20 protein-coding genes and 1 pseudogene are annotated in these 23,998 nt (G+C 75.0%); 8 read left to right on the top strand and 13 right to left on the bottom strand.

The features are described from left to right. Window positions 1-4: 4 nt before the first annotated feature. Genes CLV37_RS03620 through recA form a run of 3 tightly spaced genes read right to left on the bottom strand, consistent with a single transcriptional unit; the run spans window position 5 to window position 1,864 of the window. Window positions 5-298, bottom strand: coding sequence for a putative quinol monooxygenase (locus CLV37_RS03620; RefSeq protein WP_106207462.1), 294 nt, complete (start codon window positions 296-298; stop codon window positions 5-7). A gap of 10 nt (window positions 299-308) precedes the next feature. Continuing rightward, window positions 309-806 (bottom strand): regulatory protein RecX, encoded by a 498-nt coding sequence (locus tag CLV37_RS03625; RefSeq protein ID WP_245885221.1) that lies wholly within the window; start codon window positions 804-806, stop codon window positions 309-311. A gap of 17 nt (window positions 807-823) precedes the next feature. After that, window positions 824-1,864 carry a recombinase RecA gene (gene recA, locus CLV37_RS03630; protein WP_106206983.1) on the bottom strand — a complete coding sequence of 347 codons (1,041 nt, stop codon included), beginning with the start codon at window positions 1,862-1,864 and terminating at the stop codon, window positions 824-826. Window positions 1,865-2,083: 219 nt separating this feature from the next. Between recA and CLV37_RS03635 the strand changes: the two genes are divergently transcribed. From CLV37_RS03635 to CLV37_RS03645, 3 genes are all read left to right on the top strand, one after another. Next, window positions 2,084-3,055 (top strand): SMP-30/gluconolactonase/LRE family protein, encoded by a 972-nt coding sequence (locus CLV37_RS03635; RefSeq protein ID WP_106207467.1) that lies wholly within the window; start codon window positions 2,084-2,086, stop codon window positions 3,053-3,055. Next, complete coding sequence (locus CLV37_RS03640) at window positions 3,052-3,573, top strand: DinB family protein (RefSeq protein ID WP_245885222.1); 522 nt, start codon at window positions 3,052-3,054, stop codon at window positions 3,571-3,573. Before CLV37_RS03635 ends, CLV37_RS03640 begins: the two co-directional genes overlap by 4 nt. 65 nt (window positions 3,574-3,638) lie before the next feature. Beyond that, window positions 3,639-4,010 carry a hypothetical protein gene (locus CLV37_RS03645; protein ID WP_106206987.1) on the top strand — a complete coding sequence of 124 codons (372 nt, stop codon included), beginning with the start codon at window positions 3,639-3,641 and terminating at the stop codon, window positions 4,008-4,010. Window positions 4,011-4,019: 9 nt separating this feature from the next. On the opposite strand, the gene CLV37_RS03650 is transcribed toward CLV37_RS03645, so the two are convergent. Further along, window positions 4,020-4,247: a DUF3046 domain-containing protein gene (locus tag CLV37_RS03650; protein WP_106206989.1), complete on the bottom strand. Its 228-nt coding sequence runs from the start codon at window positions 4,245-4,247 to the stop codon at window positions 4,020-4,022. 54 nt (window positions 4,248-4,301) lie between these two features. Here CLV37_RS03650 and CLV37_RS03655 point away from each other — a divergent pair, with 54 nt between their 5' ends. Both CLV37_RS03655 and CLV37_RS03660 read left to right on the top strand, forming a co-directional pair. Then, the gene (locus tag CLV37_RS03655; RefSeq protein WP_106206991.1) at window positions 4,302-9,020 is read left to right on the top strand and encodes an ATP-dependent helicase; all 4,719 of its coding nucleotides are present in this window, start codon (window positions 4,302-4,304) and stop codon (window positions 9,018-9,020) included. Window positions 9,021-9,023: 3 nt separating this feature from the next. Beyond that, window positions 9,024-9,911, top strand: a complete 888-nt coding sequence (locus CLV37_RS03660; protein WP_106206993.1) for a DNA-formamidopyrimidine glycosylase family protein — start codon at window positions 9,024-9,026, stop codon at window positions 9,909-9,911. A 219-nt stretch (window positions 9,912-10,130) separates the two neighbouring features. On the opposite strand, the pseudogene CLV37_RS28965 reads toward CLV37_RS03660, so the two are convergent. From CLV37_RS28965 to CLV37_RS03690, 6 genes and pseudogenes are all read right to left on the bottom strand, one after another. After that, window positions 10,131-10,448, bottom strand: a pseudogene (locus CLV37_RS28965) (helix-turn-helix domain-containing protein); the annotation flags it as partial. A gap of 151 nt (window positions 10,449-10,599) precedes the next feature. Beyond that, the gene (locus CLV37_RS03670; RefSeq protein ID WP_106206996.1) at window positions 10,600-11,118 is read right to left on the bottom strand and encodes a CinA family protein; all 519 of its coding nucleotides are present in this window, start codon (window positions 11,116-11,118) and stop codon (window positions 10,600-10,602) included. After that, window positions 11,115-11,690, bottom strand: a complete 576-nt coding sequence (gene pgsA, locus CLV37_RS03675) for a CDP-diacylglycerol--glycerol-3-phosphate 3-phosphatidyltransferase (protein WP_106206998.1) — start codon at window positions 11,688-11,690, stop codon at window positions 11,115-11,117. The genes CLV37_RS03670 and pgsA overlap by 4 nt, the downstream gene beginning before the upstream one ends. 2 nt (window positions 11,691-11,692) lie before the next feature. After that, the gene (gene rimO / locus CLV37_RS03680) at window positions 11,693-13,156 is read right to left on the bottom strand and encodes a 30S ribosomal protein S12 methylthiotransferase RimO (RefSeq protein WP_106207000.1); all 1,464 of its coding nucleotides are present in this window, start codon (window positions 13,154-13,156) and stop codon (window positions 11,693-11,695) included. 47 nt (window positions 13,157-13,203) lie between these two features. Then, window positions 13,204-14,058 (bottom strand): NYN domain-containing protein, encoded by an 855-nt coding sequence (locus CLV37_RS03685; RefSeq protein ID WP_106207002.1) that lies wholly within the window; start codon window positions 14,056-14,058, stop codon window positions 13,204-13,206. A 76-nt stretch (window positions 14,059-14,134) separates the two neighbouring features. Then, on the bottom strand, window positions 14,135-16,909 hold the full coding sequence (locus CLV37_RS03690) for an FtsK/SpoIIIE family DNA translocase (protein ID WP_245885223.1): 2,775 nt from the start codon (window positions 16,907-16,909) through the stop codon (window positions 14,135-14,137). Between the two features lie 136 nt (window positions 16,910-17,045). On the opposite strand from CLV37_RS03690, the gene CLV37_RS03695 reads away from it, so the two are divergent. Next, window positions 17,046-18,164: a heparan-alpha-glucosaminide N-acetyltransferase domain-containing protein gene (locus CLV37_RS03695; protein WP_170127034.1), complete on the top strand. Its 1,119-nt coding sequence runs from the start codon at window positions 17,046-17,048 to the stop codon at window positions 18,162-18,164. Continuing rightward, window positions 18,161-19,366 (top strand): AAA family ATPase, encoded by a 1,206-nt coding sequence (locus tag CLV37_RS03700; RefSeq protein WP_106207007.1) that lies wholly within the window; start codon window positions 18,161-18,163, stop codon window positions 19,364-19,366. The genes CLV37_RS03695 and CLV37_RS03700 overlap by 4 nt, the downstream gene beginning before the upstream one ends. Here the strand turns inward: CLV37_RS03700 and CLV37_RS03705 are convergent. Both CLV37_RS03705 and CLV37_RS27370 read right to left on the bottom strand, forming a co-directional pair. Then, on the bottom strand, window positions 19,363-20,235 hold the full coding sequence (locus CLV37_RS03705) for a patatin-like phospholipase family protein (protein WP_106207009.1): 873 nt from the start codon (window positions 20,233-20,235) through the stop codon (window positions 19,363-19,365). The two genes, CLV37_RS03700 and CLV37_RS03705, sit on opposite strands and share 4 nt — an antisense overlap. Window positions 20,236-20,259: 24 nt before the next feature. After that, the gene (locus CLV37_RS27370; protein ID WP_170127035.1) at window positions 20,260-21,096 is read right to left on the bottom strand and encodes a hypothetical protein; all 837 of its coding nucleotides are present in this window, start codon (window positions 21,094-21,096) and stop codon (window positions 20,260-20,262) included. Between the two features lie 63 nt (window positions 21,097-21,159). Between CLV37_RS27370 and CLV37_RS27375 the strand changes: the two genes are divergently transcribed. Then, complete coding sequence (locus CLV37_RS27375) at window positions 21,160-22,251, top strand: tetratricopeptide repeat protein (protein ID WP_170127036.1); 1,092 nt, start codon at window positions 21,160-21,162, stop codon at window positions 22,249-22,251. Between the two features lie 24 nt (window positions 22,252-22,275). Here the strand turns inward: CLV37_RS27375 and CLV37_RS03715 are convergent, their stop codons facing one another. Beyond that, the gene (locus tag CLV37_RS03715) at window positions 22,276-23,961 is read right to left on the bottom strand and encodes a ribonuclease J (RefSeq protein ID WP_106207013.1); all 1,686 of its coding nucleotides are present in this window, start codon (window positions 23,959-23,961) and stop codon (window positions 22,276-22,278) included. Window positions 23,962-23,998: the final 37 nt, after the last annotated feature.

Here is a 23,998-nt window from a genome sequence, read left to right on the forward strand (position 1 = left end):
GCCGTCAGAGGTCGTCGTGGACCGTGTAGCGCGTGAGCTTGCGGTCCGCGGTGATCGACCCGAGACGGTTCGCGCCCTCGGGGGTGGCCCGGAACGCCCGGTAGGCGTCGTCGGCCTCGAGGGACTCCCAGCGCTCGACGATGGCGACGTGGGTCTCGTCGGTGACGTCGAACGTCACCTCGCAGCCCAGGTTGCCCGCGAAGGCGCGGGTGGCCTCGAGGGTCTCGGTGATGATGGCCGGCGCCTGCTCGAGGCTGTCGGTCTTCAGGGTCAGTTCCAGGATCGCGATGACGGTCACCCGCCGCACGCTAGCCGAGGCCGTCCAGCTCCTCGCGCACGACCCGCAGCACGACGTCGGTGGGGAACCCGCGCCGCGCGAGCATCCCGAACAACCGCCGTTCGCGCACGGCCCGGTCGAGCCCGGCGGTCGAGCGCAGCTTGCGGCGCACGAGGTCGCGCGCCGCGTCGATCTGCGTGTCGTGGTCGACGGCCTCCAGCGCCTGGGCCGCGGTCTCGTCGTCGACGCCCTTGCGCCGCAGCTCCTGCGCCAGCGCCCGCCGGCCCCGGCCGGTGCTGCGTGAGCGCACCCACCCCTCGGCGAAGGCCTGGTCGTCGACGAGGCCGACCTCCTCGAACCGGTCGAGGACCTCGACCGCGACGTCGTCGGGGACGTCGCGGTCGGCCATCTTCTCGGCCAGCTGCGCCCGGGTGCGGGGCGCCATCGTCAACTGCCGCAACGCGATGGAGCGTGCGACCTCGCGCGGGTCGGCCTCCCGGTCCGGGTTCTCGTCCGGACCGGGAGGCACCTGCCGCTGCGCTCGACTCAGAACTCGACCTTGGTCTCTTCGTCGGCGGGAGCGTCCAGGCGGGCGCCGATGCCCAGCTTCTCCTTGATGCGCTTCTCGATCTCGTCGCCGAGGTCGGGGTTGTCGCGCAGGAAGGCGCGGGCGTTCTCCTTGCCCTGGCCGAGCTGGTCGCCCTCGTACGTGTACCAGGCGCCGGACTTGCGCACGAAGCCGTGCTCGACGCCGAGGTCGATGAGACCACCCTCGCGGGAGATGCCCTGGCCGTAGATGATGTCGAACTCGGCCTGCTTGAACGGCGGGGAGACCTTGTTCTTGACGACCTTGACGCGGGTGCGGTTGCCGACGGGGTTCGTCCCGTCCTTCAGCGTCTCGATCCGGCGCACGTCCAGGCGCACCGAGGCGTAGAACTTCAGCGCCTTGCCGCCCGTCGTCGTCTCGGGCGAACCGAACATGACGCCGATCTTCTCGCGCAGCTGGTTGATGAAGATCGCCGTGGTGCCCGAGTGGTTCAGCGCACCGGTGATCTTGCGCAGCGCCTGCGACATGAGGCGGGCCTGCAGGCCGACGTGGCTGTCGCCCATCTCGCCCTCGATCTCGGCCTTGGGCACCAGGGCCGCGACCGAGTCGATGACGATGATGTCGAGGGCGCCGGAGCGGATCAGCATGTCCGCGATCTCCAGCGCCTGCTCACCGGTGTCCGGCTGGGAGACCAGCAGGGCGTCGGTGTCGACGCCCAGCTTGGCGGCGTAGTCGGGGTCCAGGGCGTGCTCGGCGTCGATGAAGGCGGCGATGCCGCCCTTCTTCTGCGCGCTGGCGACGGCGTGCAGGGCGACGGTCGTCTTGCCGGAGGACTCCGGGCCGTAGATCTCCACGACGCGGCCGCGGGGCAGACCCCCGATGCCGAGCGCGACGTCGAGGGCGATCGCCCCGGTCGGGATGACCTCGATGGGCGGGCGGACGTCGTCGCCCAGCCGCATGACCGAGCCCTTGCCGAAGTTCTTGTCGATCGCGGCGAGCGCGGCGTCGAGCGCCTTCTCGCGGTCCGCAGGAGCGGGCATGTCTCCACCTCGTGGTCGTGGTTCCGAGTGACTGTCTGACTGACGACGGGAACGTTAGAGGGGACCTCCGACACGACCCCCGCGAGCGCCGGCGGCTGTGGACGACACGCCGGAGCCGCCCCCTGTGGACACCGTGATGCTATCCGTACACGTGTTCGATCGGAAGTCGACCGTGACCGGGCGTGTCGGGTCGGCCGGAGGATCACTAGGGTCGTGCCCGTGACGCAGACCCCTCAGGTCCTCGACCCGCGCGGCGCCGCGCTCGTCCCCGACGGCGCCGTCCTCGAACGCCTCGGCACCGGCAGCACGTGGGCCGAGGGCCCGGTCTGGCTGCCGCAGGAGCAGGCGCTGGTCTTCAGCGACATCCCCGGCGACCGGATCCTGCGCTGGGACGCCGCCTCGGGGGTGGACGGCGGGCTGAGCGTCCACCGCGACGGCGTCGAGTTCACCAACGGCCGCACCCTGGACCGCGAGGGCCGGGTGGTCGCGTGCTCGCACGGCCGGCGCGCGATCGAGCGCACCGAGGCCGACGGGACGACCCACGTGCTCGTGGACCGCTTCGCCGGGAAGCGGTTCAACTCCCCCAACGACGTCGTCGTCGCCCGCGACGGGGCGATCTGGTTCACCGACCCGCCCTACGGCATCACGGTCGCCGTCGAGGGCCACGAGGGCTTCCGCGAGTACGGCGACAACTTCGTCTTCCGCTACGACCCGGACACCGAGGAGCTGCGCGTCGTCGTCACCGACGTCGAGGAGCCCAACGGCCTGGCCTTCTCCCCCGACGAGTCGCTGCTCTACGTGGCCGACACCTCGGCGGCCGGCACCCCCGGCAACGGCAGCCACCGCCTCATCCGCGTCTACGACGTCCTGACGGGGATCAAGGGCGGCCGCGGTCCCGAGGCCGTGCCGTCCGGGCCCGTCGTGAAGAACGGGCGGGTCTTCGTCGAGGTCGACCGGGGCCTGGCGGACGGCTTCCGCGTCGACACCGACGGCAACGTGTGGACCTCGAACGGGGACGCCGTGACGGTCTTCGCCCCCGACGGCGCCCGGTTGCTCGAGGTCGTCGTGGGCGAGGTCGTCGCGAACGTCTGCTTCGGCGGCACCGACGGCACCGACCTGTTCGTCGCCGGCTCCACGAGCCTGTACCGGCTGCGGACCACGGCCGTCGGCGCGGACCTGAAGTGGCGGTGAGCTTCACCGTCCCGCCCGCACCGCCGCGGGCGGAGGCGCCGTACGTGGCCGACGAGCGCGCGACGCTGGCGGGGTTCCTCGACTACCACCGCACGACGTTCGCGCAGAAGGTCGCCGGGCTGAGCACCGAGCAGCTGCGGCGGCGCTCGGTCGAGCCGTCCTCGATGTCGCTGCTGGGGATGGTGCGCCACCTGGCCGACGTCGAGCGCGGCTGGTGGCAGGCCGGAGTGGCCGGCGAGGACGTCGCCCCGCGCTACTACGACGACACCAACCCCGACGGGGACTTCGACGACGTCGACGACGCCGACCCGGCGGTGGACCTGGCCGAGCTGGCCACCCAGCAGGACCTCGCCCGCGCGGTGCTGGCCGCGCACTCCCTCGACGACACGTTCGAGCACCGCCGGCAGGGCACGACGAGCGTGCGCTGGGTGCTGGTGCACCTCGTCGAGGAGTACGCCCGCCACAACGGGCACGCCGACCTGCTGCGCGAGCGGATCGACGGCGCGACGGGCGAGTAGCGCGAACGGGTGGTCCCCGCGGCGGCACGCCGTCCGGGCTCCGACGGCGCACCTAGCGTGGGCGGGTGCGCGCCCAGGTCCTCGCCCGACGGTGCCCCGCGCAGGAGCGGGGGACGAAGACGGCGGTGGGCTGTCGCCCCGACGGCGCGTCGGTCGGCGGGTGGGTCCTCGCGATCGCCGGTGCGCTGCTCTGGTACGGCGTCGGCGCCGGGGTCGGAGTGCTCGTCCCGCACCGCGTCGTGGCCGCGGCCGCCCTCGGCCTGACCGGTCTGTCGGGCGCGGTGGGTGCGGTCCACGCCGCGGCGCGGTGGCGGCGCCGGGGGCAGCACACCCTGCGCTGCACGGTCCACGCGGTGCCCGTCGGCTTCCTGCTGCCCCTGCAGGCCGTGCCCGCGCTCGGGCAGATCGCCCTGGAGATCGGGGCGGTCTTCACCTGAGGCCCGGCGTCAGCGTCGCTTCGGCGGCCGCGGGTCCTTGCCCAGCCGGCGCTCCTCCGGCACGTCCATGGCGTCGCACAGGGCCCGCCAGACCGCCTTGGGGTCGACCCCGGCGTCGAGGGCCTCGCGCCCGGTCCGGTCCTCCAGGGCCAGCAGGTGCTGGTCGGCGACGAGGGAGCGGCCGTAGGCGTCCCCGAACTCGTCGGTGACCAGGGTCCAGAACTCGCTGACTCGCACCGGGACAGGGTGCCACGGGCGGCGTGTGTCGGAGGTCGGTGGTGTCATGACCCGATGAGCCCGACGCGACCCGGCAGCCCCGGCGAGGTCCCCTCCCCCCTGGACGCGCACGAGGTGCTGGGCCGGTTCTCCGAGGCCACCCGCGCGTGGTTCACGGGCGCCTTCGACGCCCCCACCCCCGCCCAGCTCGGCGCGTGGGACGCCGTCAGCCGCGGGCAGCACGCCCTCGTCGTGGCCCCCACGGGGTCGGGCAAGACGCTGTCGGCGTTCCTGTGGGCCCTGGACGGGCTGGCCGGCGAACCGGTCCCCGAGGACAAGGACCACCGCTGCCGGGTGCTGTACGTCTCGCCCCTGAAGGCCCTGGCCGTCGACGTCGAGCGGAACCTGCGCTCCCCGCTGACCGGCATCCGGCAGGCCGCGCAACGGCTCGGGCTGCCGGTGCCCGACGTGCGCGTCGGGGTCCGCTCGGGCGACACGTCGACGGAGGAGCGCCGGGGTTTCACCCGCACCCCGCCGGACGTCCTCATCACCACGCCGGAGTCGCTGTTCCTGCTGCTGACCTCCAAGGCCCGCGAGCAGCTGCGCGGCGTCCGCACGGTCGTGCTCGACGAGGTGCACGCCATGGCGGGGTCCAAGCGCGGGGCGCACCTGGCGGTGTCGCTGGAACGGCTCGACGCCCTCGTCACCGCCGCGGGCGGGGAACCGGCGCAGCGGGTCGGGCTGTCGGCGACGGTCCGGCCCGTGCAGACCGTCGCCGAGTGGGTCTCGGGCGGCCGGCCCGTCGAGGTGGTCCAGCCGCCGTCGACGAAGGAGTTCGACCTCAAGGTCGTCGTGCCCGTGGAGGACATGAGCGAGCTGGACAACTCCGGCCGCGGCGCCGAGGACCCCGAGGACCTGTCCGGGCAGGCGGCGGGTAACCCGCGCCGGGCGAGCATCTGGCCGCACGTCGAGGAACGCATCGTCGACCTCGTCGCCGACCACCGCTCCACCCTGGTGTTCTCGAACTCGCGCCGGCTGTCGGAGCGGCTGACGGCCCGGCTCAACGAGATCTGGGACGAGCGGCTCAACCCCGACACCGAGGACGCGGCACCGGCGCGGACGCCGGCCGAGGTGATGGCCCAGGCGGGCACGGCCGGGGGCAAGCCCCCGCTGCTGGCCCGCGCCCACCACGGGTCGGTGTCGAAGGAGCAGCGCTCGCTCATCGAGGAGGACCTCAAGGCCGGCCGGCTGCCTGCGGTCGTGGCGACGTCGAGCCTGGAGCTGGGCATCGACATGGGCGCGGTCGACCTCGTCGTGCAGGTCGAGTCCCCGCCCAGCGTGGCCAGCGGGCTGCAGCGCGTGGGCCGCGCCGGCCACCAGGTCGGGGCGGTCTCGCGCGGGGTGCTGTTCCCGAAGTTCCGCGGCGACCTCCTGCAGACCGCGGTGGTCGTCGAGCGCATGCGCGACGGGCGCATCGAGGAACTGCACGTGCCGGCCAACCCGCTGGACGTGCTGGCCCAGCAGATCGTCGCGATGGTGGCGATGGACGAGTGGACGGTGCCGGACCTGCTGGTCCTGGCGCAGCGGGCCGCGCCGTTCGCCACGCTGTCGCGCCCGATCCTCGAGGCGGTCCTCGACATGCTCTCGGGCCGCTACCCCAGCGACGAGTTCGCCGAGCTGCGCCCCCGCCTGGTGTGGGACCGCGTGACCGACACCCTCACCGGACGCCCCGGGGCGCAACGGCTCGCGGTCACCAGCGGCGGCACGATCCCCGACCGCGGCCTGTTCGGCGTGTTCCTGGCCTCGGGCGAGGGACCGGGCCGGCGGGTCGGGGAACTGGACGAGGAGATGGTCTACGAGTCCCGCGTCGGCGACGTCATCACCCTGGGCTCCTCGGCCTGGCGCGTGGAGGACATCACCCACGACCGCGTCCTGGTCACTCCCGCACCGGGCCAGCCCGGCAAGCTGCCGTTCTGGCACGGCGAGGCCCTGGGCCGCCCGGCCGAGCTCGGCCGGGCCCTGGGCGAGTTCGTCCGCGAGCTCGGGTCCCTCGACGGGGGTTTCTCGGGCACCGCCGCGCGCGAGCGGGTCCTGACCGCCGGGCTGGACGACTGGGCGACGGGCAACCTGCTGACGTACCTTTCCGAGCAGCAGGAGGCGACCCGGCACGTCCCGGACGACCGCACCATCGTCGTCGAACGGTTCCGCGACGAGCTGGGCGACTGGCGGGTCTGCATCCACTCCCCCTTCGGCGGGCAGGTGCACTCCCCGTGGGCCCTGGCCCTGGGGGCCCGGATGCGCGAACGGTTCGGCGTCGACGTGCAGGCCATGCCCGCCGACGACGGGATCGTGCTGCGGCTGCCCGACCTGGACCTGCCCGAGGGGCAGGGCCCGGACGTGGCCGACCTCGTGGCGCTGGAGGCGGACGAGGTGGCCGAGCTGGTGACGGCCGAGATCGGCGGGTCGGCGCTGTTCGCCTCCCGGTTCCGCGAGTGCGCCGCCCGAGCCCTGCTGCTGCCCCGCCGCCAGCCCGGGCGCCGTCAGCCCCTGTGGCAGCAGCGCCAGCGCGCCGCGTCGCTGCTGCAGGTCGCCAGCCGCTTCGCCAGCTTCCCCATCGTGCTGGAGACCGTGCGCGAGTGCCTGTCCGACGTGTTCGACGTGACCGGGCTGGAACAGCTCATGAAGGACCTGGCCTCGCGGACGGTCCGCGTCGTCGAGGTCGAGTCGGCGCAGCCGTCCCCGTTCGCCCGGGGCCTGATGTTCGGCTACGTCGCGCAGTTCCTCTACGAGGGCGACTCCCCCCTGGCCGAGCGCCGGGCCGCGGCCCTCGCCCTGGACCCGAGCCTGCTGGCCGAGCTGCTGGGCCGCGGCGAGGGGGCCGCGCTGCGGGACCTGCTGGACCCCGAGGCCGTGCAGCGCACCGAGGACGAGCTGCAGCGCCTCGTGGCCGAGCGGAAGTCGACCGACGCCGAGGACGTCGCGGACCTGCTGCGCGTCCTGGGCCCGCTGACGACGGCGGAGGTCGCCGCGCGCAGCGCGGACGACCCCTCGCGGTGGCTGGTGGACCTGGAGGAGGCCCGCCGGCTCATCCGCGTGCGGATCGCCGGGCAGGAGCACTGGGCCGTCATCGAGGACGCGGGCCGGTTGCGCGACGGGCTGGGGACCCCGCTGCCCGTGGGCATCCCGGAGGCGTTCACCGAACCCGTGGCCGACCCCCTGGCGGAACTGTTCGGCCGCTACGCCCGCACCCGCGGGCCGTTCACGGTCCCCGACGCCGCGGCCCGGTTCGGCGTGGGCCGCGCCGTCGCGCACGACGCGCTGCGCCGTCTGCAGGCCAAGGGCCGTCTCGTCGAGGGCGAGCTGCGCCCGGGCGGCACGGGCCTGGAGTTCTGCGACGCCGACGTGCTGCGCGTCCTGCGCCGCCGGTCGCTGGCCACGCTGCGCGCCGACGTCGAACCCGTCCCGCCCCGCGACCTGGCCCGGTTCCTGCCCGCCTGGCAGGGCGTCAGCACCGGCCTGCGGCAGCGGGTGCGCGGGGTCGACGGGGTCCTGCGGGCCGTCGAGCAGCTCGCCGGGGCGGTCGTGCCCGCGAGCGCCCTGGAACCGCTGGTCCTGGCCTCGCGCGTCGAGGGGTACGCGCCGTCGATGCTCGACGAGCTGACCGCGGCCGGGGAGGTCGTGTGGTCCGGGCACGGCAGCCTGCCCGGCGACGACGGCTGGGTCTCGCTGCACCCGGCCGACCTGGCGCCGCTGACGCTGCCCGGCCCCGGCGAGTCCGAGGTGGAGGTCGACACCGAGCTGCACCGGGCGGTGCTCGACGCGCTGGCCGGTGGGGGCGCCTACTTCTTCCGCGCCCTGTCGGACGCGGTCGGCTCGAGCGACGACACGGGTCTGACGAGCGTCCTGTGGGACCTCGTGTGGGCCGGGCGCCTGACGAACGACACCCTGACGCCGCTGCGCAACCGCATCGGGGGTCGTGGGGCCCACAAGCCCCGGGCCGCGGCGCCGCGCTCGCGGTACGCGCGGCCCTCCCGCGGCCTCCGGCGCGTCGAGCTGCCCTCGCGCTCGGGCCCGCCGTCGGCCGCGGGGCGGTGGTCGCTGCTGCCGCCGGTGGAGACGGACGCGACGGTGCGCGCGCACGCCAGCGCCGAGGTGCTGCTGGACCGGCACGGGGTCCTGACCCGCGGGGCGGTGGGCAGCGAACGGGTCCCCGGGGGGTTCGCGGCGGTCTACAAGGTGCTGTCGGCGTTCGAGGAGGCGGGCCGGGCCCGGCGGGGGTACTTCGTCGAGGGGCTGGGGGCCTCGCAGTTCGCCACGGCCGGTGCCGTGGACCGGCTGCGGGACACCGCCCGGCCCGTCGGCGGGGCGAGCCCGTCGCAGCAGCGGGGCAAGGACCGCGACACCGGGCCGGGGGCGCTGGTGCTGGCGGCGACGGACCCGGCGAACCCGTACGGCGCGGCGCTGCCGTGGCCCGAGCGCCCGGAGGCGACGGCCGGGGCCAGCGGGCACCGGCCGGGCCGCAAGGCCGGGGCGCTCGTGGTGCTCGTCGACGGCGACCTCGTGCTCTACGTCGAGCGCGGCGGGCGCTCGGTGCTGTCCTGGACGCAGGAGGAGGACCTGCTGCAACCGGCGGCGGACGTGCTGGCGCTCGCGGTCCGCGAGGGGGTCCTGGGCAAGCTGACGGTCGAGAAGGCCGACGGCAGCGGGGTCCTGGCCGCGGACTCCCCGCTGGGCACGGCGCTGGAGGCCGCCGGGTTCCACGCGACCCCGCGGGGTCTGCGGATCCGGAGCTGAGCGGTGCCCGAGGGTGACGTGGTGTGGCGCACGGCGCGACGCCTGGACAAGGCGCTGTCGGGGCGCGAGCTGACCGGCAGCGACCTGCGGTGGCCGAGCCTGGCGACCGTGGACCTGTCCGGACGCGCCGTCCTGGAGACGGTCAGCGCGGGCAAGCACCTGCTGACGCGGGTCGCGGCCGGTGGGGACGACCCACCGGTCACGCTGCACAGCCACCTGCGGATGGAGGGGTCCTGGTTCGTCGAGCGCACGGGCGAGCCGGGGCAGCGCCGGTCGGCGTCGGGGATCCGCGCGGTGCTGACCACGCGGGACTGGACGGCGGTCGGCCACAAGCTCGGCATGCTCGACCTCGTGCCCACCGACCGCGAGGACGAGCTCGTCGGCCACCTCGGCCCGGACCTGCTGGGCCCGGGCTGGGACCCGGCCGAGGCCGAGCGGCGCCTGCTGGAACGGCCGGAGCGGGAACTGGGGGCGGCGCTGCTGGACCAGCGGGTGCTGGCGGGGGTGGGGACGTTCTACCTGGCCGAGGCGTGCTTCCTCGCGCGCCTGACACCGTGGTCGCCGGTCGCGGACCTGGACGACCCGGCGGCGTTCATCGCGCTCGTGCACCGGTTGCTGGACGCGAACAAGTCGCGGGCGGACCAGGTGACGACCGGTGACCTGCGCCGGGGCCGGCAGAACTTCGCGCACGCCCGCTCGGGGCTGCCGTGCCTGCGGTGCGGGGCGACGGTGCGCGTGGCGATGATCGGGACACCCCCGCAGGACCGGACGGCGTTCTACTGCCCCGGCTGCCAGCGGGGGCCGGCCCCGACGGACGACGGCCGCCCGCAGCGCCCGCTGGGCAGCTCCGGACGGCCGTCGGGCCGGGCGACGTACCGCACGCGGCGGTAGGTCGGGCAGGGATCAGGCGGCGGAGACCAGCCGTCGCCGCAGGATGAGCTCGAGCTCGTCGGGCAGGCCCTCGAGCTCGACGGAGAATTCGCGGCTGTCGGTGGCCACACCGCTCAGGGCCGAGTCGATGACGTGGTCCACGACCGAGTCGACGGCCTGCTCGACGAGGGTGTCGAGGTCGTCGGAAGCGGGGGCCGGTTCATCGGCGGGTTCCACGACGGTCTCCGCGACGGGCTTGACGGCGGGGGCGACGGCCTTGGTCGGCACGATGCCCTCGGCCGCGTAGCGGCGACGGCCCAGCCCCTCCTCGTCGGCGATGCGGCGCGTCACCTCACCGAGGACCTGGGAAAGGGGGACGTCCAGGGCGGTGCAGATGGAGGCCAGGAGTTCGCTGGAGGCTTCCTTCTGGCCGCGTTCGACTTCGCTGAGGTAACCGAGCGAGACCCGGGCGGTGGAGGACACCTCCCGCAGGGTCCGCTGCTGCCCGCGACGTTCGTCGCGCAGCACGTCACCGATCGTCCGTCGGAGCACGACCATGCGGCGGCCTCCCTCAGGGAGTCGAGGTGGCAGACCGCGCAGAGCCGGACGTCCGTCCGGAGCCGTTCGGTGGCTGCCAGTAGTGGAACCACCACCGTACCCCGGCCGGGGCACGGAGGGGGTGGTGGGAGCAGGGTTGCGCACGTCTGGCTCAACTCCTGGCGCGGTCATCCTGTTCCGCGGGCTCGTCCCGCCGATCGCGCACGAGGTGCCCCAGTTCGGCCAGGGCCCGCTCGACGCTGCCGCGCCGGACCTGCGCCCGCTCGCCGGCGAGGGCGAGCCGCACGTGCCGGGCCCCGCCCGGCAGCCAGTCGGCGGCCAGGCCCAGGAACACCGTGCCGGGCGCGAACCCGTCGGCCGGACCGGGACCGGCGACCCCCGTCGTGGCGACGCCGACGTCGGCCCCCAGCACCGACCGGGCCCCGCGGGCCATCTGCTCGGCGACGAACCCGTCCACCGGCCCGGTCCGGGCCAGCGCGTCGGCCGGGACCCCCAGCACGGACGCCTTGAGCTCGGTGGCGTAGGCGACGACGGCGCCGCGCACCACCACCGAGGCCCCGGGCACGTCGACGAGCGTCGCGCACAGCAGCCCACCGGTGAGGGACTCGGCCGTCGCGACCGTCAGGCCGGCGGCGGCGAAGGCCGCCACGACCTCCTCCGCGGTGCTCACGGCCGCAGGAGCCTGGCCCCGGCGACGAAGTACGCCCACGCGCTCCAGATCGTCAGCACGACGGCGACCGCCATGACGGCCAGGCACAGCGGGTCCAGCGCCGCGGGCAGCGGCAGCACGAACAGGCCGACGGCGACGGTCTGCACGACCGTCTTGATCTTGCCGCCCTTGGCGGCCGGGATGACCCCGCGGCGGATGACGATGAACCGCAGCAGCGTCACGAGCAGCTCGCGGGCGAGGATGACGGCGGTCATCCACCACCACAGCCGCCCCTGCAGGGACAGCACCACGAGCCCGGCGCCGATGAGGGCCTTGTCGGCGATCGGGTCGGCGATCTTGCCGAAGTCGCTGACCACCTCCCACCGGCGGGCCAGGTGCCCGTCGTAGCGGTCGGTGATGCTGGCGGCGATGAACACGGCCGCTGCGGCCGTGCGCCAGCGCCAGTCCTGCCCGCCGTCCGTCCAGAGGAACCAGACGAAGACCGGGACGAACACCAGGCGCAGGACCGTCAGCGCGTTCGGCACGTGCCCGCGGTGCACGCCCAGCCGTTCCGGTCCCGTCCTGGTGCTCATCCTCAGACCGTAGTCCCGAGCGGTTCGGCGAGCAGGTCCGCACCGGCGACGCCCGTCACGCGGGCCCGCACGAGGTCGCCGACCGCCACGACGAAGCCGGCCGGCACGTCGAGCTCGGTCTCCCCGTCGACGTCGGGTCCCTGGTGCGCGGCGCGGCCGACGACGTGCGGGTCGCCGTCCTCGTCGACGACCGACTCCACGAGGACCTCCACGACCTCGCCGAGGCGCTCCTCGGCGCGCTGGGCGACGAGTTCCTCCACGAGCCGGCTGACCCGGTCCAGGCGGGCGGCGACGACCTCGGCGGGCAGCTTGCCGTCGAGCGTCTCGGCCTCGGTGCCGTCCTCGTCGGAGTAGCCGAAGACCCCGACGACGTCGAGGCGGGCCTGCTCCAGGAACGAGCACAGCTCCTCGAGGTCGGCCTCGGTCTCGCCGGGGAAGCCGACGATGACGTTGGAGCGGATGCCCGCGGTGGGGAAGCGGTCGCGGACCTGCTGCAGCAGCGCGAGGAAGGACTCGGTGCTGCCGAAGCGGCGCATGCGGCGCAGCACGTTCGGCGCGGAGTGCTGGAAGGACAGGTCGAAGTACGGGACGACGCCCGGGGTGCTCGTCAGCGCGTCGAGCAGGCCGGGACGCACCTCGGCGGGCTGCAGGTAGGACACGCGGACCCGTTCGACGCCCTCGACGGCCGCCACGCGCGGCAGCAGGGCCTCCAGGGCGCGCAGGTCGCCGAGGTCCTTGCCGTAGGAGGTGGTGTTCTCGGAGACGAGGAACACCTCCTTGACGCCCTGCTCGGCGAGCCACTGCGTCTCGGCGACGACCTCGTCGCCGGGACGGGAGACGAAGGACCCGCGGAAGGCGGGGATGGCGCAGAACGTGCAGCGGCGGTCGCAGCCGGCGGCGATCTTCACCGGCGCCCACGGGCCGGAGCCGAGCCGGCGGCGCACGACGCGCGGACCGCTGGCGGGGGCCAGGCCCTCGGGCAGGTCGGGTTCGGCGGCGAGCGCGGCGGCGCGGGCGGCCTGCCGGTCCACCGGCGCCAGCGGCAGCAGCGAGCGACGGTCGCGGGGCACGTGGGACTGCGGCTTCTCGCCGTGCAGGATCGCCTCGAGGTGGGCGGACAGGTCGCCGTAGGAGTCGAAGCCCAGGACCGCGTCGGCCTCGGGCAGCGACTCGGCCAGGTCCTTGCCGTAGCGCTCGGCCATGCACCCCACGGCGACGACCGCCTTGGTCCGCCCGGCCTCCTTGAGGTCGGCGGCGGCCAGGACGGTGTCGATGGAGTCCTTCTTGGCCTGCTCGACGAACCCGCAGGTGTTCACGACGGCCACGTCGGCCCCGTCCGCGTCGTCGACGAGGGTCCAGCCGGCGTCGGCCAGCCGACCGGCGAGTTCTTCGGAGTCGACGTCGTTGCGGGCGCAGCCCAGCGTCACGAGCGCGACGGAACGCTGGGATCCGGAGAGGGGGGGCACGGGTCCAGGGTACGTGCCCGTGAGGACACCCCGTGCGCCCGAAGGGCTCAGGCGCTGCGCACGCGCGGGGCGCCCGGGGGGTGGACGCGCCCGACATCGCCGACCTCGGGCGCCCCGGCACCGGGGGTCTCGGGGACGGGCGCGGCCTCGGCCGGGACGGCGGGGGCCTCGGGAACGGGCACGGGGTCGGCCGCGGCGTGGTGGTCCAGCGCCGCCGCGTCCTCGAGCAGGGCGCGCATGGGACGGGTCGGGCGGAACCAGCCGCCGCCGGGCGGCAGCGCCGTCAGCCGGGTGCGGCCGAGGGAGACCTGGAAGGCCCCGGGGACGTCCTCGAGGTCGACGAACTCGATGAGCGGGGACTCCTGGGCGTAGCCGGCGACCTCGGCGAAGGACAGCACGACGACCCGGACCCCGGCGCGGTGCAGCTCCTCCAGCGGCCCGAGGAAGTTGCGCCCGTCGCCGCTGGCCACGACGACCCGGCGCAGCCGGTGCGAGCTCTGCCGCGCGGCGATGTGCTGCAGCATGGCGTCGTCGACGTCGTCCTCGGGGTGGACCTTGGGGCGGGCGAAGACGGCGTAGCCGAAGCTGCGCAGGGCCTCGATCCACCCGCGCAGGGACACGGCGCTCGTGGGGTGGACGTTGGTGAACACGCAGCCCTCGACCTCGTGGTCGGCCGCCTCGGACAGGAACCAGCGGGCGATGGCGTCGAACCGCGGGCGGTCCGAGGACGCCGGCCGGGAGCCCAGGATCGACGACAGCGTCATGTCGATGTTGGGCGCGTCCCAGACCAGGAGGTCGAGGTCCTTGCGCTCCGCCGGGCGCTCCGCGGGGCGTTCCGGTGCGCGTTCGGCCGGGCGCTCGAGAGGGCGAACCGGCTCGTGCGGTCGGGGCGGCGCGTCCATGTCCTCAAAGTTACACGGAGAGTCACCACAGCGCGACACTCTGCTCGCTCTGCGTGACGTGTCGCGCGACCCCGCGTCAGCGCCGGTCCAGCAGCTCCCAGGCGTCCTCGCCCCCGTCGAGCTCGACGACCTCGGGCTCCCCCGTGGGCTCCACCGCCGTGGGCGGTTCCTCGCCCCGCATGAGCGCCAGCGTCGCCGGCAGGTCGTCGGGACGGACCAGCACGTCACGGGCCTTGGACCCCTCGCTCGGGCCCACCACCCCGCGCGACTCCAGCAGGTCCATGAGCCGGCCCGCCTTGGCGAAACCGACCCGCAGCTTGCGCTGGAGCATCGACGTGGACCCGAACTGGGTCGTCACGACCAGCTCGGTGGCCTGCAGCAGGACGTCGAGGTCGTCGCCGATCTCCTCGTCGACCTGCTTCTTCTGCGCCGCGACCACGACGTCGTCGCGGTAGACCGGCTGCAGCTGCGACTTCACGTGCGAGACGACGGCTTCGATCTCGCTCTCGGTGACCCAGGCCCCCTGCACGCGCATCGGCTTGGACGCGCCCATCGGCAGGAACAGCGCGTCGCCCTGCCCGACGAGCTTCTCCGCCCCGGGCTGGTCCAGGACGACGCGGGAGTCGGCCAGCGAGCTCGTCGCGAACGCCAGCCGCGATGGGACGTTCGCCTTGATCAGACCCGTGACGACGTCGACCGACGGGCGCTGCGTGGCCAGGACCAGGTGGATGCCCGCGGCGCGGGCCAGCTGCGTGATGCGCTGGATCGAGGCCTCGACGTCGCGCGGGGCGACCATCATGAGGTCGGCGAGCTCGTCGACGATCACCAGCAGGTACGGGTAGGGCTGCAGCACGCGCTGCGAGCCCTCCGGCGGCGTGACCTTGCCCGCCCTGACGGCCTTGTTGAAGTCGTCGACGTGCTTGAACCCGAAGTTGGCGAGGTCGTCGTAGCGGATGTCCATCTCCCGCACGACCCACTCCAGGGCCTCGGCGGCCTTCTTCGGGTTCGTGATGATCGGCGTGATGAGGTGCGGGATGCCCTCGTAGATCGTCAGCTCGACGCGCTTGGGGTCGACCAGCACCATGCGCACCTCGTCGGGCGTGGCCCGCATGAGGATCGAGGTGATCATCGAGTTCACGAAGCTCGACTTGCCGGCGCCGGTGGCCCCGGCCACCAGCAGGTGCGGCATCTTCGCGAGGTTGGCGATGACGAACCCGCCCTCGACGTCCTTGCCGACGCCCATGACCATCGGGTGCTCGCTCGACGTCGCCACGTGCGAGCGCAGCACGTCGCCCAGGGACACGGTCTCGCGGTCGGAGTTCGGGATCTCGATGCCGATGGCGGACTTGCCGGGGATCGGCGACAGGATCCGGACGTCGGCGCTGGCCACCGCGTAGGCGATGTTCTTGGACAGCTGCGTGACGCGCTCGACCTTCGTGCCGGAACCGAGCTCCACCTCGTAGCGCGTGACCGTCGGGCCGCGGGAGAACCCCGTCACCCGGGCGTCGATGTCGAACTGGTCCAGCACGCCCGACAGCGCCTCGACGACGCGGTCGTTGGCGGCGCTGCGCTCCTTGGGCGCCGTGCCGGGCGCCAGGGCCATCGGCTCGGGCAGGGTGTAGGTGACGTCGGGGGCCAGCACCAGCTGCTCGATGCGCGGGGGCATCGGCGTCGACGGCGGCGCGACCAGGTCCTTGGGCTTGCTCGCCGGGACCGAGGACCCGTCGACGCGGGGGCGGTCCTCGAGCTGCTCGCGCACCGAGGGCACGTCGGAGGGGACGACCCGGCGCTCCCCCGGCCGCGGCCGGGCGGCGGCGTCCGCCCCGGGCTCGGAGCCGGCGTCGACGACGGCCGCCTGCTCGAACGCCTCGTCCCCGACCCGGGGGTCGAGGGGGACGTCGTCCTTCTTGCGACGCCGCTTCGGCTTCTCCTCGAGCTCGGCGTCCGGAGCCGCCTCGATCGCCCGGGCCGCCCGCTGGCGGGCCAGGGCCCGGGCCGGCAGGTCACCGCGCTCCTGCGGTTCGGGCCGGTGCGGGTGGTGGGTGAGGCGCTCGTAGGCCTCGTGCAGCCGCGCCGGGATCGCGTGCACCGGGGTCGCGGTCAGCACCAGGACCCCGAAGAACCCCAGCAGCACCAGGATCGGGACCATCACCCACGGCGTCAGGGCCGTCGTCAGCGGACCGGCGACGAGGAACCCGAGCATCCCCCCGGCGTCGGTCACGGCCCCCGCGCCCTCGGGGCCGGTCGGCGAGGGGGCACCGGTGGCCAGGTGCACCAGGCCCGCCGCCGACAGGGTCAGGGCGATGGAGCCGACGACCGCCCGGGTCGTGGTCTGCGTGTGGTCGGGGTGGCGCAGCAGGTGCACCGCCAACCCGACGAGGACGACGGGCAGCGCGAGCGCGACCTCGCCGAACGTGCCCGCGGCCACGGCGTGGACGACCGCGCCGGCCCGGCCGGGCAGGCCCCACCACTCGCGGGCGGCGACGACGATCGCGAGGGCCAGCAGGGCGAACCCGGCGCCGTCGCGGCGCAGCTCCGGGTCCAGGTCCCGGGCGCCGGAGCCGATGCGGCGGGCCGTGCCGCCGACCAGGTGCGCGCACCCCATCCAGATCGCCGAGACCGCCCGCACCGGCCACGAGGGTCCGCTGGGGACCGGGCGGGCGGGGGCGCGACGAGCGGGCGCGGCCTTGGCGGGGGCGCGGTTGGCCGCCGGACGGGACCCGCCCCGCGCCGCCGTCGACCGCGCCGGGGTCTTGCCCCCGGAGGACTTCGTGCCACTGCGCGAACCGGTCGCCACCTTGGAGGCCCCTCCCCTACCGCTGGTCGTGCGCGCGTTCGTCCGGGAGGCCATGCGGATCACCGTACCCGGGCGCGAGTGCCCCGACCGGGCGAGCACCCAGCCGGACCTCAGCGTCTCCCGGGCGCCCGCGGGACCGTCGCCGACACGCCGGGTCCTGCGCGTCGGACCGGCACGACAGACTGGCCCGATGCTCCGAGGACCGGACCCGCAGCGCCTCGTCGGCATCGACCTCGCCCGCGCCGTCGCGGTCGTCGGCATGATGGCGGTCCACGTCCTGCCCGGACCGGACGGTCCCGGCGGCACGCTCCACGCCCTCGCCCACGGCCGGGCCTCGGGCCTGTTCGCGGTGCTGGCCGGCCTGTCCCTGGGGCTGGCCACGCGGCGCTCGGCCGACCGGCGGGCCGCGGCCCGCACGAGCGTCGCCGTGCGCGGGCTGCTCATCGCCCTCCTCGGGCTGCTGCTCGTCGAGTCCGGGAGTCGGGTCGCGGTGATCCTGCCGTACTACGGGGTCGCCTTCGTCGTCGTGCTGCCGTTCCTGTGGTGGCCGGCCCGGCGGCTCGCGGTCCTGGCCGGCTGCTGGCTGGCCCTGGCCCCGCTGGTGTCCTTCGCCGTGCGCGACGCCCTGGGGCTCGAGGCGCAGTACGACCAGCCCACGCTGCCGTGGCTGGCCCGCCCCGGCGACCTGCTCGAGGCCCTGGCGCTGACGGGCTACTACCCCGTCGTCGGGTGGGCGGGGTACCTGCTGCTCGGGCTGGCCGTCGCCAAGCTCGACCTGACCGGGACGGCCGCGTGCGTGCGGGTGCTGGGCGCGGGCCTGCTGCTGGCGGCGGGCGCCTGGGCCGCCAGCGCGCTGCTGCTGGGCCCCGCCGGTGGCCGCGCCGCGCTGGAACGGCTCCACGGCCCCCTGGACGGTCTGGACCTCTACGGCAGCGTCCCCACCGACAGCCGGTGGTGGCTCACGGTGCTCGTCCCGCACTCGGGCACCCCGTTCGACCTGCTGCACACCGCGGGGACCGCGCTGGTGGTCCTCGGCGCGGCGTGCCTGCTGCCGGGGACGGTGACGCGGTTCCTGTACCCCGTCGCCGCGCTCGGCGGCATGCCCCTGACGATCTACACCGCGCACGTCCTGGCGCTGGCGGGCACCGACGACACCTCCCTGACGCTGCTCGCGTTCCACGTCCTGCTCGGTGCGGCGTTCGCGACGCTGTGGCGGCTCACGCTCGGGCGCGGGCCGCTGGAGCTCCTCGTCGGCCGGGTGGCCGACGGCGCCGGTCGTCTCCTCACGCGCCCTACGCTGACGTCGTGAGCGCTTCCGAGGACCCGCTGCTGCGCAGTCTGCTCGCCGCCGTCGAGGCCTCCCCCGACGACGCCCCCCTGCGCCTGCACGTGGCCCAGCTGCTGCTGGCCGCCGGGGACCACGACGGCGCCCTGGCCCACGCCTCGCGCGTCCTGGCCCTCGACCCGACCTCGACGGCGGCCCGCGAGCTCGTCCAGCAGGCGCTGGCCCGGCCGCCGGCCGCCCCCCCGAGCGCACCGGCACCCGCGTTCGACTGGGCCAGCGCCGAGGCCGACCTCGGCCCGCTCGACACCACGGGCCTGGCCGCCCACGACGACGAACCCGACCCCGGCACCACCGCCGAGGTCCAGCGCCCGCGGGTCACCCTCTCCGACGTCGCCGGTATGGCGGAGGTCAAGGAGCGCCTCGAACTGGCCTTCCTCGGACCGCTGCGCAACCCCGAGCTGCGCAGGCTCTACGGCAAGAGCCTGCGCGGAGGCCTGCTGCTGTACGGGCCGCCCGGCTGCGGCAAGACGTTCATCGCCCGGGCCGTGGCCGGTGAGATGGGGGCGCAGTTCCTGTCCGTCGGGTTGTCCGACGTCCTCGACATGTGGATCGGGAACTCGGAGAAGAACCTGCACGCCCTCTTCGAGCAGGCGCGGCGGAACGCGCCCTGCGTGCTGTTCTTCGACGAGGTCGACGGTCTGGGCATGTCCCGCAGCGGCAACCGGTCCTCGGGGATGCGCACGACGGTGCAGCAGTTCCTCGCCGAGCTCGACGGGGTCGACGGCGACAACGAGGGCGTCTTCGTCCTGGCCGCGACCAACGCGCCGTGGGACGTCGACCCGGCGCTGCGCCGCCCCGGCCGCCTCGACCGGATGCTGCTGGTCCTGCCCCCGGACGAACGCGCGCGCCTGGCCGTCCTGGAGCACCACCTGCGCGAGCGCCCCACCGACTCCCTCGACCTCGCCCCGCTGGCCGCGCACACCGAGGGTTTCTCCGGTGCCGACCTCGCCCACGTCGTCGAGACCGCCGCGGAGCTCGCGCTGCGGGACTCGCTGCGCTCCGGGCGGGTGCGGCCCATCACCGGTCAGGACCTGCACACCGCCTGGCGGCAGGTGCGGCCCTCGACGGGTCCCTGGTTCGAGGCGGCGCGCAACGTCGCGACGTACGCGAACACCGACGGGTCGTGGGACGACCTCGTCGCCCACCTGCGCACCCGCCGGCGCTAGGACCAGAACCCGTCCAGCGACCGCGCGAGGTGCCGCCCCAGGGCGAACCCCGCCCGGGCCGCGGGCGGGCGCGCCGCCGGGTCCATGAGGTCCGTCCCGAAGGCGTGGGCGCCCCCGTCCGGGAACACGGTCTCGACCCGGGACCCCGCGGCGCGCAACGCCTCGACCTGCGGGGCGAGGTGCATGCCCCACGAGAGGGGCATCCGCGTCCGGCCGCCCAGCGGCGCGAGCACCAGGACGCGGGCGAACCCCTGCGCGAGGTCGGCGTTCTCCCCAGCCCGGTAGCCCCCGTCGAGGAAGCGCCGCCCCCCGGCGGCGTGCGGGGCGCCGCCGGGGCCCGAGGTGCTGGCGCAGACGGCGTCGACGAGGTCGAGGCCGCTGCCGGAGTCCAGCACGACCGGTTCGCCCGTGGTCGCGTCGACGGCGGTGATCAGCAGGCGTCGGGCGGGCCACTCGGCGCTGGGGAGGCGGGACGCCACGAGCGCGCGGCGGCGCGCGACCACCTCGGCGATCGACCCGGGCTCCTCGCCGGCGAGCATCGAGGCCCCCAACCGGCGGCGCACGTCCTCCGGTCCGGTGGAGGCGGCGATGACGGCGTTCGACGCGGCGAGCACGTCGTGCCCGGCGGACCGGGCGGGACGTCCGCGCGGGCGCGCCGTGGCGAGCACGTCGGCGAGCAGGTCCGCGGCGGGCCGGGCCAGGAGCTGCGCGGCCGCGGTGGCGCCCGCCGAGGTGCCGACGACGAGGTCCGCGGCACGATCGCCGCCGAGGACGTCGAGGCCGGCGTCGGCCAGGCCCGCGACGGCCCCGATCGACCAGGCGTTGCCGGCCGATCCCCCGCCCCCGAGGACCAGCGCCCGTCCGTTCACGCCCGGAACGCTACGCGGCGCGCCTCAGGGCGCGACAGGGGTTTGCCCGGCCGGCGCCGCGGCGTGCCGTGCCACCCGCTGCAGCGCGGCGGCGAGGACCCCGGCCGTCTCCGGGGCGGGGTCCTCGACGACGTGCCGGGGCCCCGGGTCGACCGTGACGCCGACGTCGACGCGGCCGGGCTCGGGGCTCGTGACCGACCCCGTCACCTCGACCGGGTCGGGGCCGGGGAGGTGGATCTGCAGCGACTGCGGCGGGACCTGGACGCGTCCGGGGACGCCCACGGACACCGTGAGCACCAACCGCTCGGCCGGTGCGACGACGGGGGGTACCTCGGGGGCGGGCGGGGCGGCGGGGGCCAGTGGGGCCGGGGTGACGGGCCGGGCGGGTTCGGGCACGGCGCGGCCCGCGGACTGGCGGGAGTCCCCGGGGTTCCCGGAGTTGCCGGAGTTGCCGGAGTCCGTGGAGTTCCGGGAGCTCTGCGCGGTGCCGGTGTCGTCCGCCCGTGCCCGCCCGACGACGGCGGTCCCGGCGGGCGCGGGGGCCTGGTCCACGACGCGCGGGGTCGGCGGCGCGGCGGACGCGGTCGCTCCGGCCGCAGCGGGCGCCGGCAGGGATGGGGACGGCGCGGAAGACGGTCCGGAGGACGGCGAGGAGGACTGCGCGGTGGGCAGGCCGGGGGCGGCCTGCACCGCGGGCGCCCGCTCGTCGTCGTGCCCGGTGATCACGACCGCGCCGACGACCCCGAGGGAGACGGTCAACCCCGCGGCGACGAGGCGCGCGGGGCGGCTGCCGAGGAGACCGCCGGTGGAGTGCCGCGGGGAGTAGGGACCCTCGGACCTGGGGCGCCGGGGATCTTCCACGGCGCAGAACCTAGCATCCTGGCAGGGCGGCAGGACCCGCTCTGCGACAACGGAGGAGGCCTCGTGACGCCCTGGCCGGACGACCCGTCACCCTCGCCACCGGCGCCGTCACCGACCGAGGTCGCGTTGCGCCGCGCCGGTGCGCTGGTCGACGCCGGGCGCTGGGAACAGGCCCTGCGCACCGTCCACGAGGTGCTCGCGAGCGATCCGGGCAACCCCGTGGCCCTGCGCCTGGCGGCCGTCGCCGAACTGCGCCTGGGCCGGTACGCGGCGGCGCTGGGCGCCGCGAACGCCGCCGTCGGCGCGGACCCGGGTGAGGAGCACGGGCACCGCCTGGCCAGCCTCGCGCTGGAGGCCCTCGGGCAGCACGAGCAGGCCGTCGCCGCCGCCCGCGAGGCGGTCCGGCTCGAACCGCGCGAACCGTACGCGCTGAGCCAGCTCGCCACCGTCCTGTCCGCGCGCCGCGCGACCCGCGCCGAGGCGGTCACCGTCGCCGAACGCGCCGTCGCGACCGGGCCGGGCCTGACCCAGCCCCTGTTCGTCCTCGGGCTGGTCCACCACCGACGCGGCCGTCACGGCCGGGCCCGGCACGCCTACGAGGCCGTGCTGGCGATCGACCCGCAGCACGCCGACGCGCTGAACAACCTCGGGGCCATGGCCCTGAACCGCAACCGGCTGGGCCGGGGGGCCGAGCTGCTGGGCGGTTCGCTGGCGCTGGACCCGCACAGCGCCGTCGCCCGGCACAACGTCGACGTCCTGGCGGTCGGTCTGGCCCGGCGGGTGTGGGCCGGTGCCCTGCTCGCGGTGCTGGCCGTCACGCTCGCCGGGGCCGCCGCTCACGCGCGCGGCAGCGGCGCACCGTGGCGGTGGGGGGTCCTCGTGGTGGCGTGGGGGGCGCTGGCGGCGTGGGTGGTGCCGACGTGGCGGCGGACGCCGCCGGCCCTGCGGCACGCGGTGCGCGAGCGGGTGCGGGCCCGTCCGGCGCTCGTCGTCGCGTGGGTCGTGGCCGCGCTGCTGCTGCTGGCCTCGCTGACCGTGGCGCTGCTGCCGGCCTCGACGGTGACGTTCGGCGTGGCGGCCGGCGTCGTCCGGGTCGCCGTCGTGGTCAACCTGGTCGTGTGGGTCGCGTTGCGCCGCAGCCGCCCCCGGGAGTGAAGGCGGCCGCGGCGCGGTGCGCGCTCAGGCGGTGACGACGACCGGCACGATCATCGGCCGGCGGCGGTGGGCCTGGGACACCCAGGTCCCCACCGTGCGGCGCACGATCTGCTGCAGCTGGTACGTGTCGACCGGCCCGGTCGAGGCCTCGTTGAGGGCGTTCTCGACGCGCTTGCGCACGGCGTCGAACCGGTCCTCGTTCTCGCCCATGAACCCGCGGGCGTTGAACTCCGGCCCGGACACGACCTTGCCGGTGACGGAGTCGACGGCGACGAAGATGGAGATGAACCCCTCCTCGCCGAGGATCCGCCGGTCCTTCAGGTCGGCCTCGGTGATCTCCCCGACGCTGGAGCCGTCGACGTAGACGTACCCCACGGGCACGGACCCGACGATGCTCGCCTTGCCGTCGACGAGGTCGACGACCACCCCGTCCTCGGCGATGACGACGCGTTCGCGCGGCACGCCCGTCTTCACCGCGAGGTCCCCGTTGGCCAGCAGGTGCCGGATCTCCCCGTGCACGGGCATGACGTTGCGCGGTTTGAGGATGTTGTAGCAGTAGAGCAGTTCCCCGGCGCTGGCGTGACCGGAGACGTGGATCTTGGCGCTCTGCTGGTGCACGACGGTCGCGCCGAGGCGGGCCAGGCCGTTGACGACGCGGAACACCGCGTTCTCGTTCCCCGGGATGAGGGAGCTGGCCAGGATCACGGTGTCGCCGCGGTCGACGGAGATGCGGTGGTCGCGGTTGGCCATGCGCGACAGGGCCGCCATCGGCTCGCCCTGCGACCCCGTGCACATGAGCACGACGCGGTCGTCGGGCAGGTCGTCGACCTGCTTGAGGTCGATGAGGATGTTCTTGGGGACCTGCAGGTACCCCAGGTCCGCGGCGATGCCCATGTTGCGGACCATCGAGCGGCCGACGAGGGCGACCTTGCGCCCGTGCGCGTCGGCGGCGTTGAGGACCTGCTGGACGCGGTGCACGTGGGAGGCGAACGAGGCCACGATGATGCGGTGCTCGGCGCGGCCGAACAGCTGCTCCAGCACGGGGCCGATGTCGCGCTCGGGGGCGGTGAAGCCCGGGACCTCGGCGTTCGTGGAGTCGACGCAGAACAGGTCCACGCCCTCGTCGCCCAGGCGTGCGAACGCGTTGAGGTCGGTGATCCGGTTGTCCAGCGGCAGCTGGTCCATCTTGAAGTCGCCGGTGTGCAGGACCAGGCCCGCGCCCGTGCGGATGGCGACGGCGAGGGCGTCGGGGATGGAGTGGTTGACGGCGATGAACTCGCAGTCGAAGGGCCCCAGCTGCTCCTTCTGGCCCTCGCGCACCGCGTGGGTGTACGGCTTGATGCGGTGTTCCTTGAGCTTGGCCTCGATGAGGGCCAGCGTCAGCTGCGACCCGAGGATCGGGATGTCCGGACGCAACCGCAGCAGGTACGGGACGGCACCGATGTGGTCCTCGTGCCCGTGGGTCAGGACGAGGGCGACGATGTCGCCGAGCCGGTCGGCGATGGGGCCGAAGTCCGGCAGGATCAGGTCGACGCCGGGCTGGTGGTCCTCGGGGAACAGGACACCGCAGTCGACGACGAGCAGCTTGCCGTCGTACTCGAAGACGGTCATGTTGCGCCCGACCTCGCCCAGACCACCGAGGCCGAAGACGCGCAGGGCGCCCTTCGCCAGCTTCGGGGGCGTGCTCAGTTCGGGGTGGGGGTGGCTCATGCGGCTCCTCCTGCGGCCTGGTGGCGGCCGCGACCGT

It is taken from the genome of Kineococcus rhizosphaerae (assembly GCF_003002055.1).
GTDB classification, from domain to species: domain Bacteria; phylum Actinomycetota; class Actinomycetes; order Actinomycetales; family Kineococcaceae; genus Kineococcus; species Kineococcus rhizosphaerae.

What these genes read in the sequence shown, in the direction of transcription:
- CLV37_RS03685 (WP_106207002.1), bottom strand. Translation starts at nt 14,058, where the DNA reads ATGGACGCGCCGCCCCGACCGCACGAGCCGGTTCGCCCTCTCGAGCGC.
- CLV37_RS03655 (WP_106206991.1), top strand. Translation starts at nt 4,302, where the DNA reads ATGAGCCCGACGCGACCCGGCAGCCCCGGCGAGGTCCCCTCCCCCCTG.
- CLV37_RS03690 (WP_245885223.1), bottom strand. Translation starts at nt 16,909, where the DNA reads ATGGCCTCCCGGACGAACGCGCGCACGACCAGCGGTAGGGGAGGGGCC.
- pgsA (WP_106206998.1), bottom strand. Translation starts at nt 11,690, where the DNA reads ATGAGCACCAGGACGGGACCGGAACGGCTGGGCGTGCACCGCGGGCAC.
- CLV37_RS03715 (WP_106207013.1), bottom strand. Translation starts at nt 23,961, where the DNA reads ATGAGCCACCCCCACCCCGAACTGAGCACGCCCCCGAAGCTGGCGAAG.
- CLV37_RS03695 (WP_170127034.1), top strand. Translation starts at nt 17,046, where the DNA reads ATGCTCCGAGGACCGGACCCGCAGCGCCTCGTCGGCATCGACCTCGCC.
- recA (WP_106206983.1), bottom strand. Translation starts at nt 1,864, where the DNA reads ATGCCCGCTCCTGCGGACCGCGAGAAGGCGCTCGACGCCGCGCTCGCC.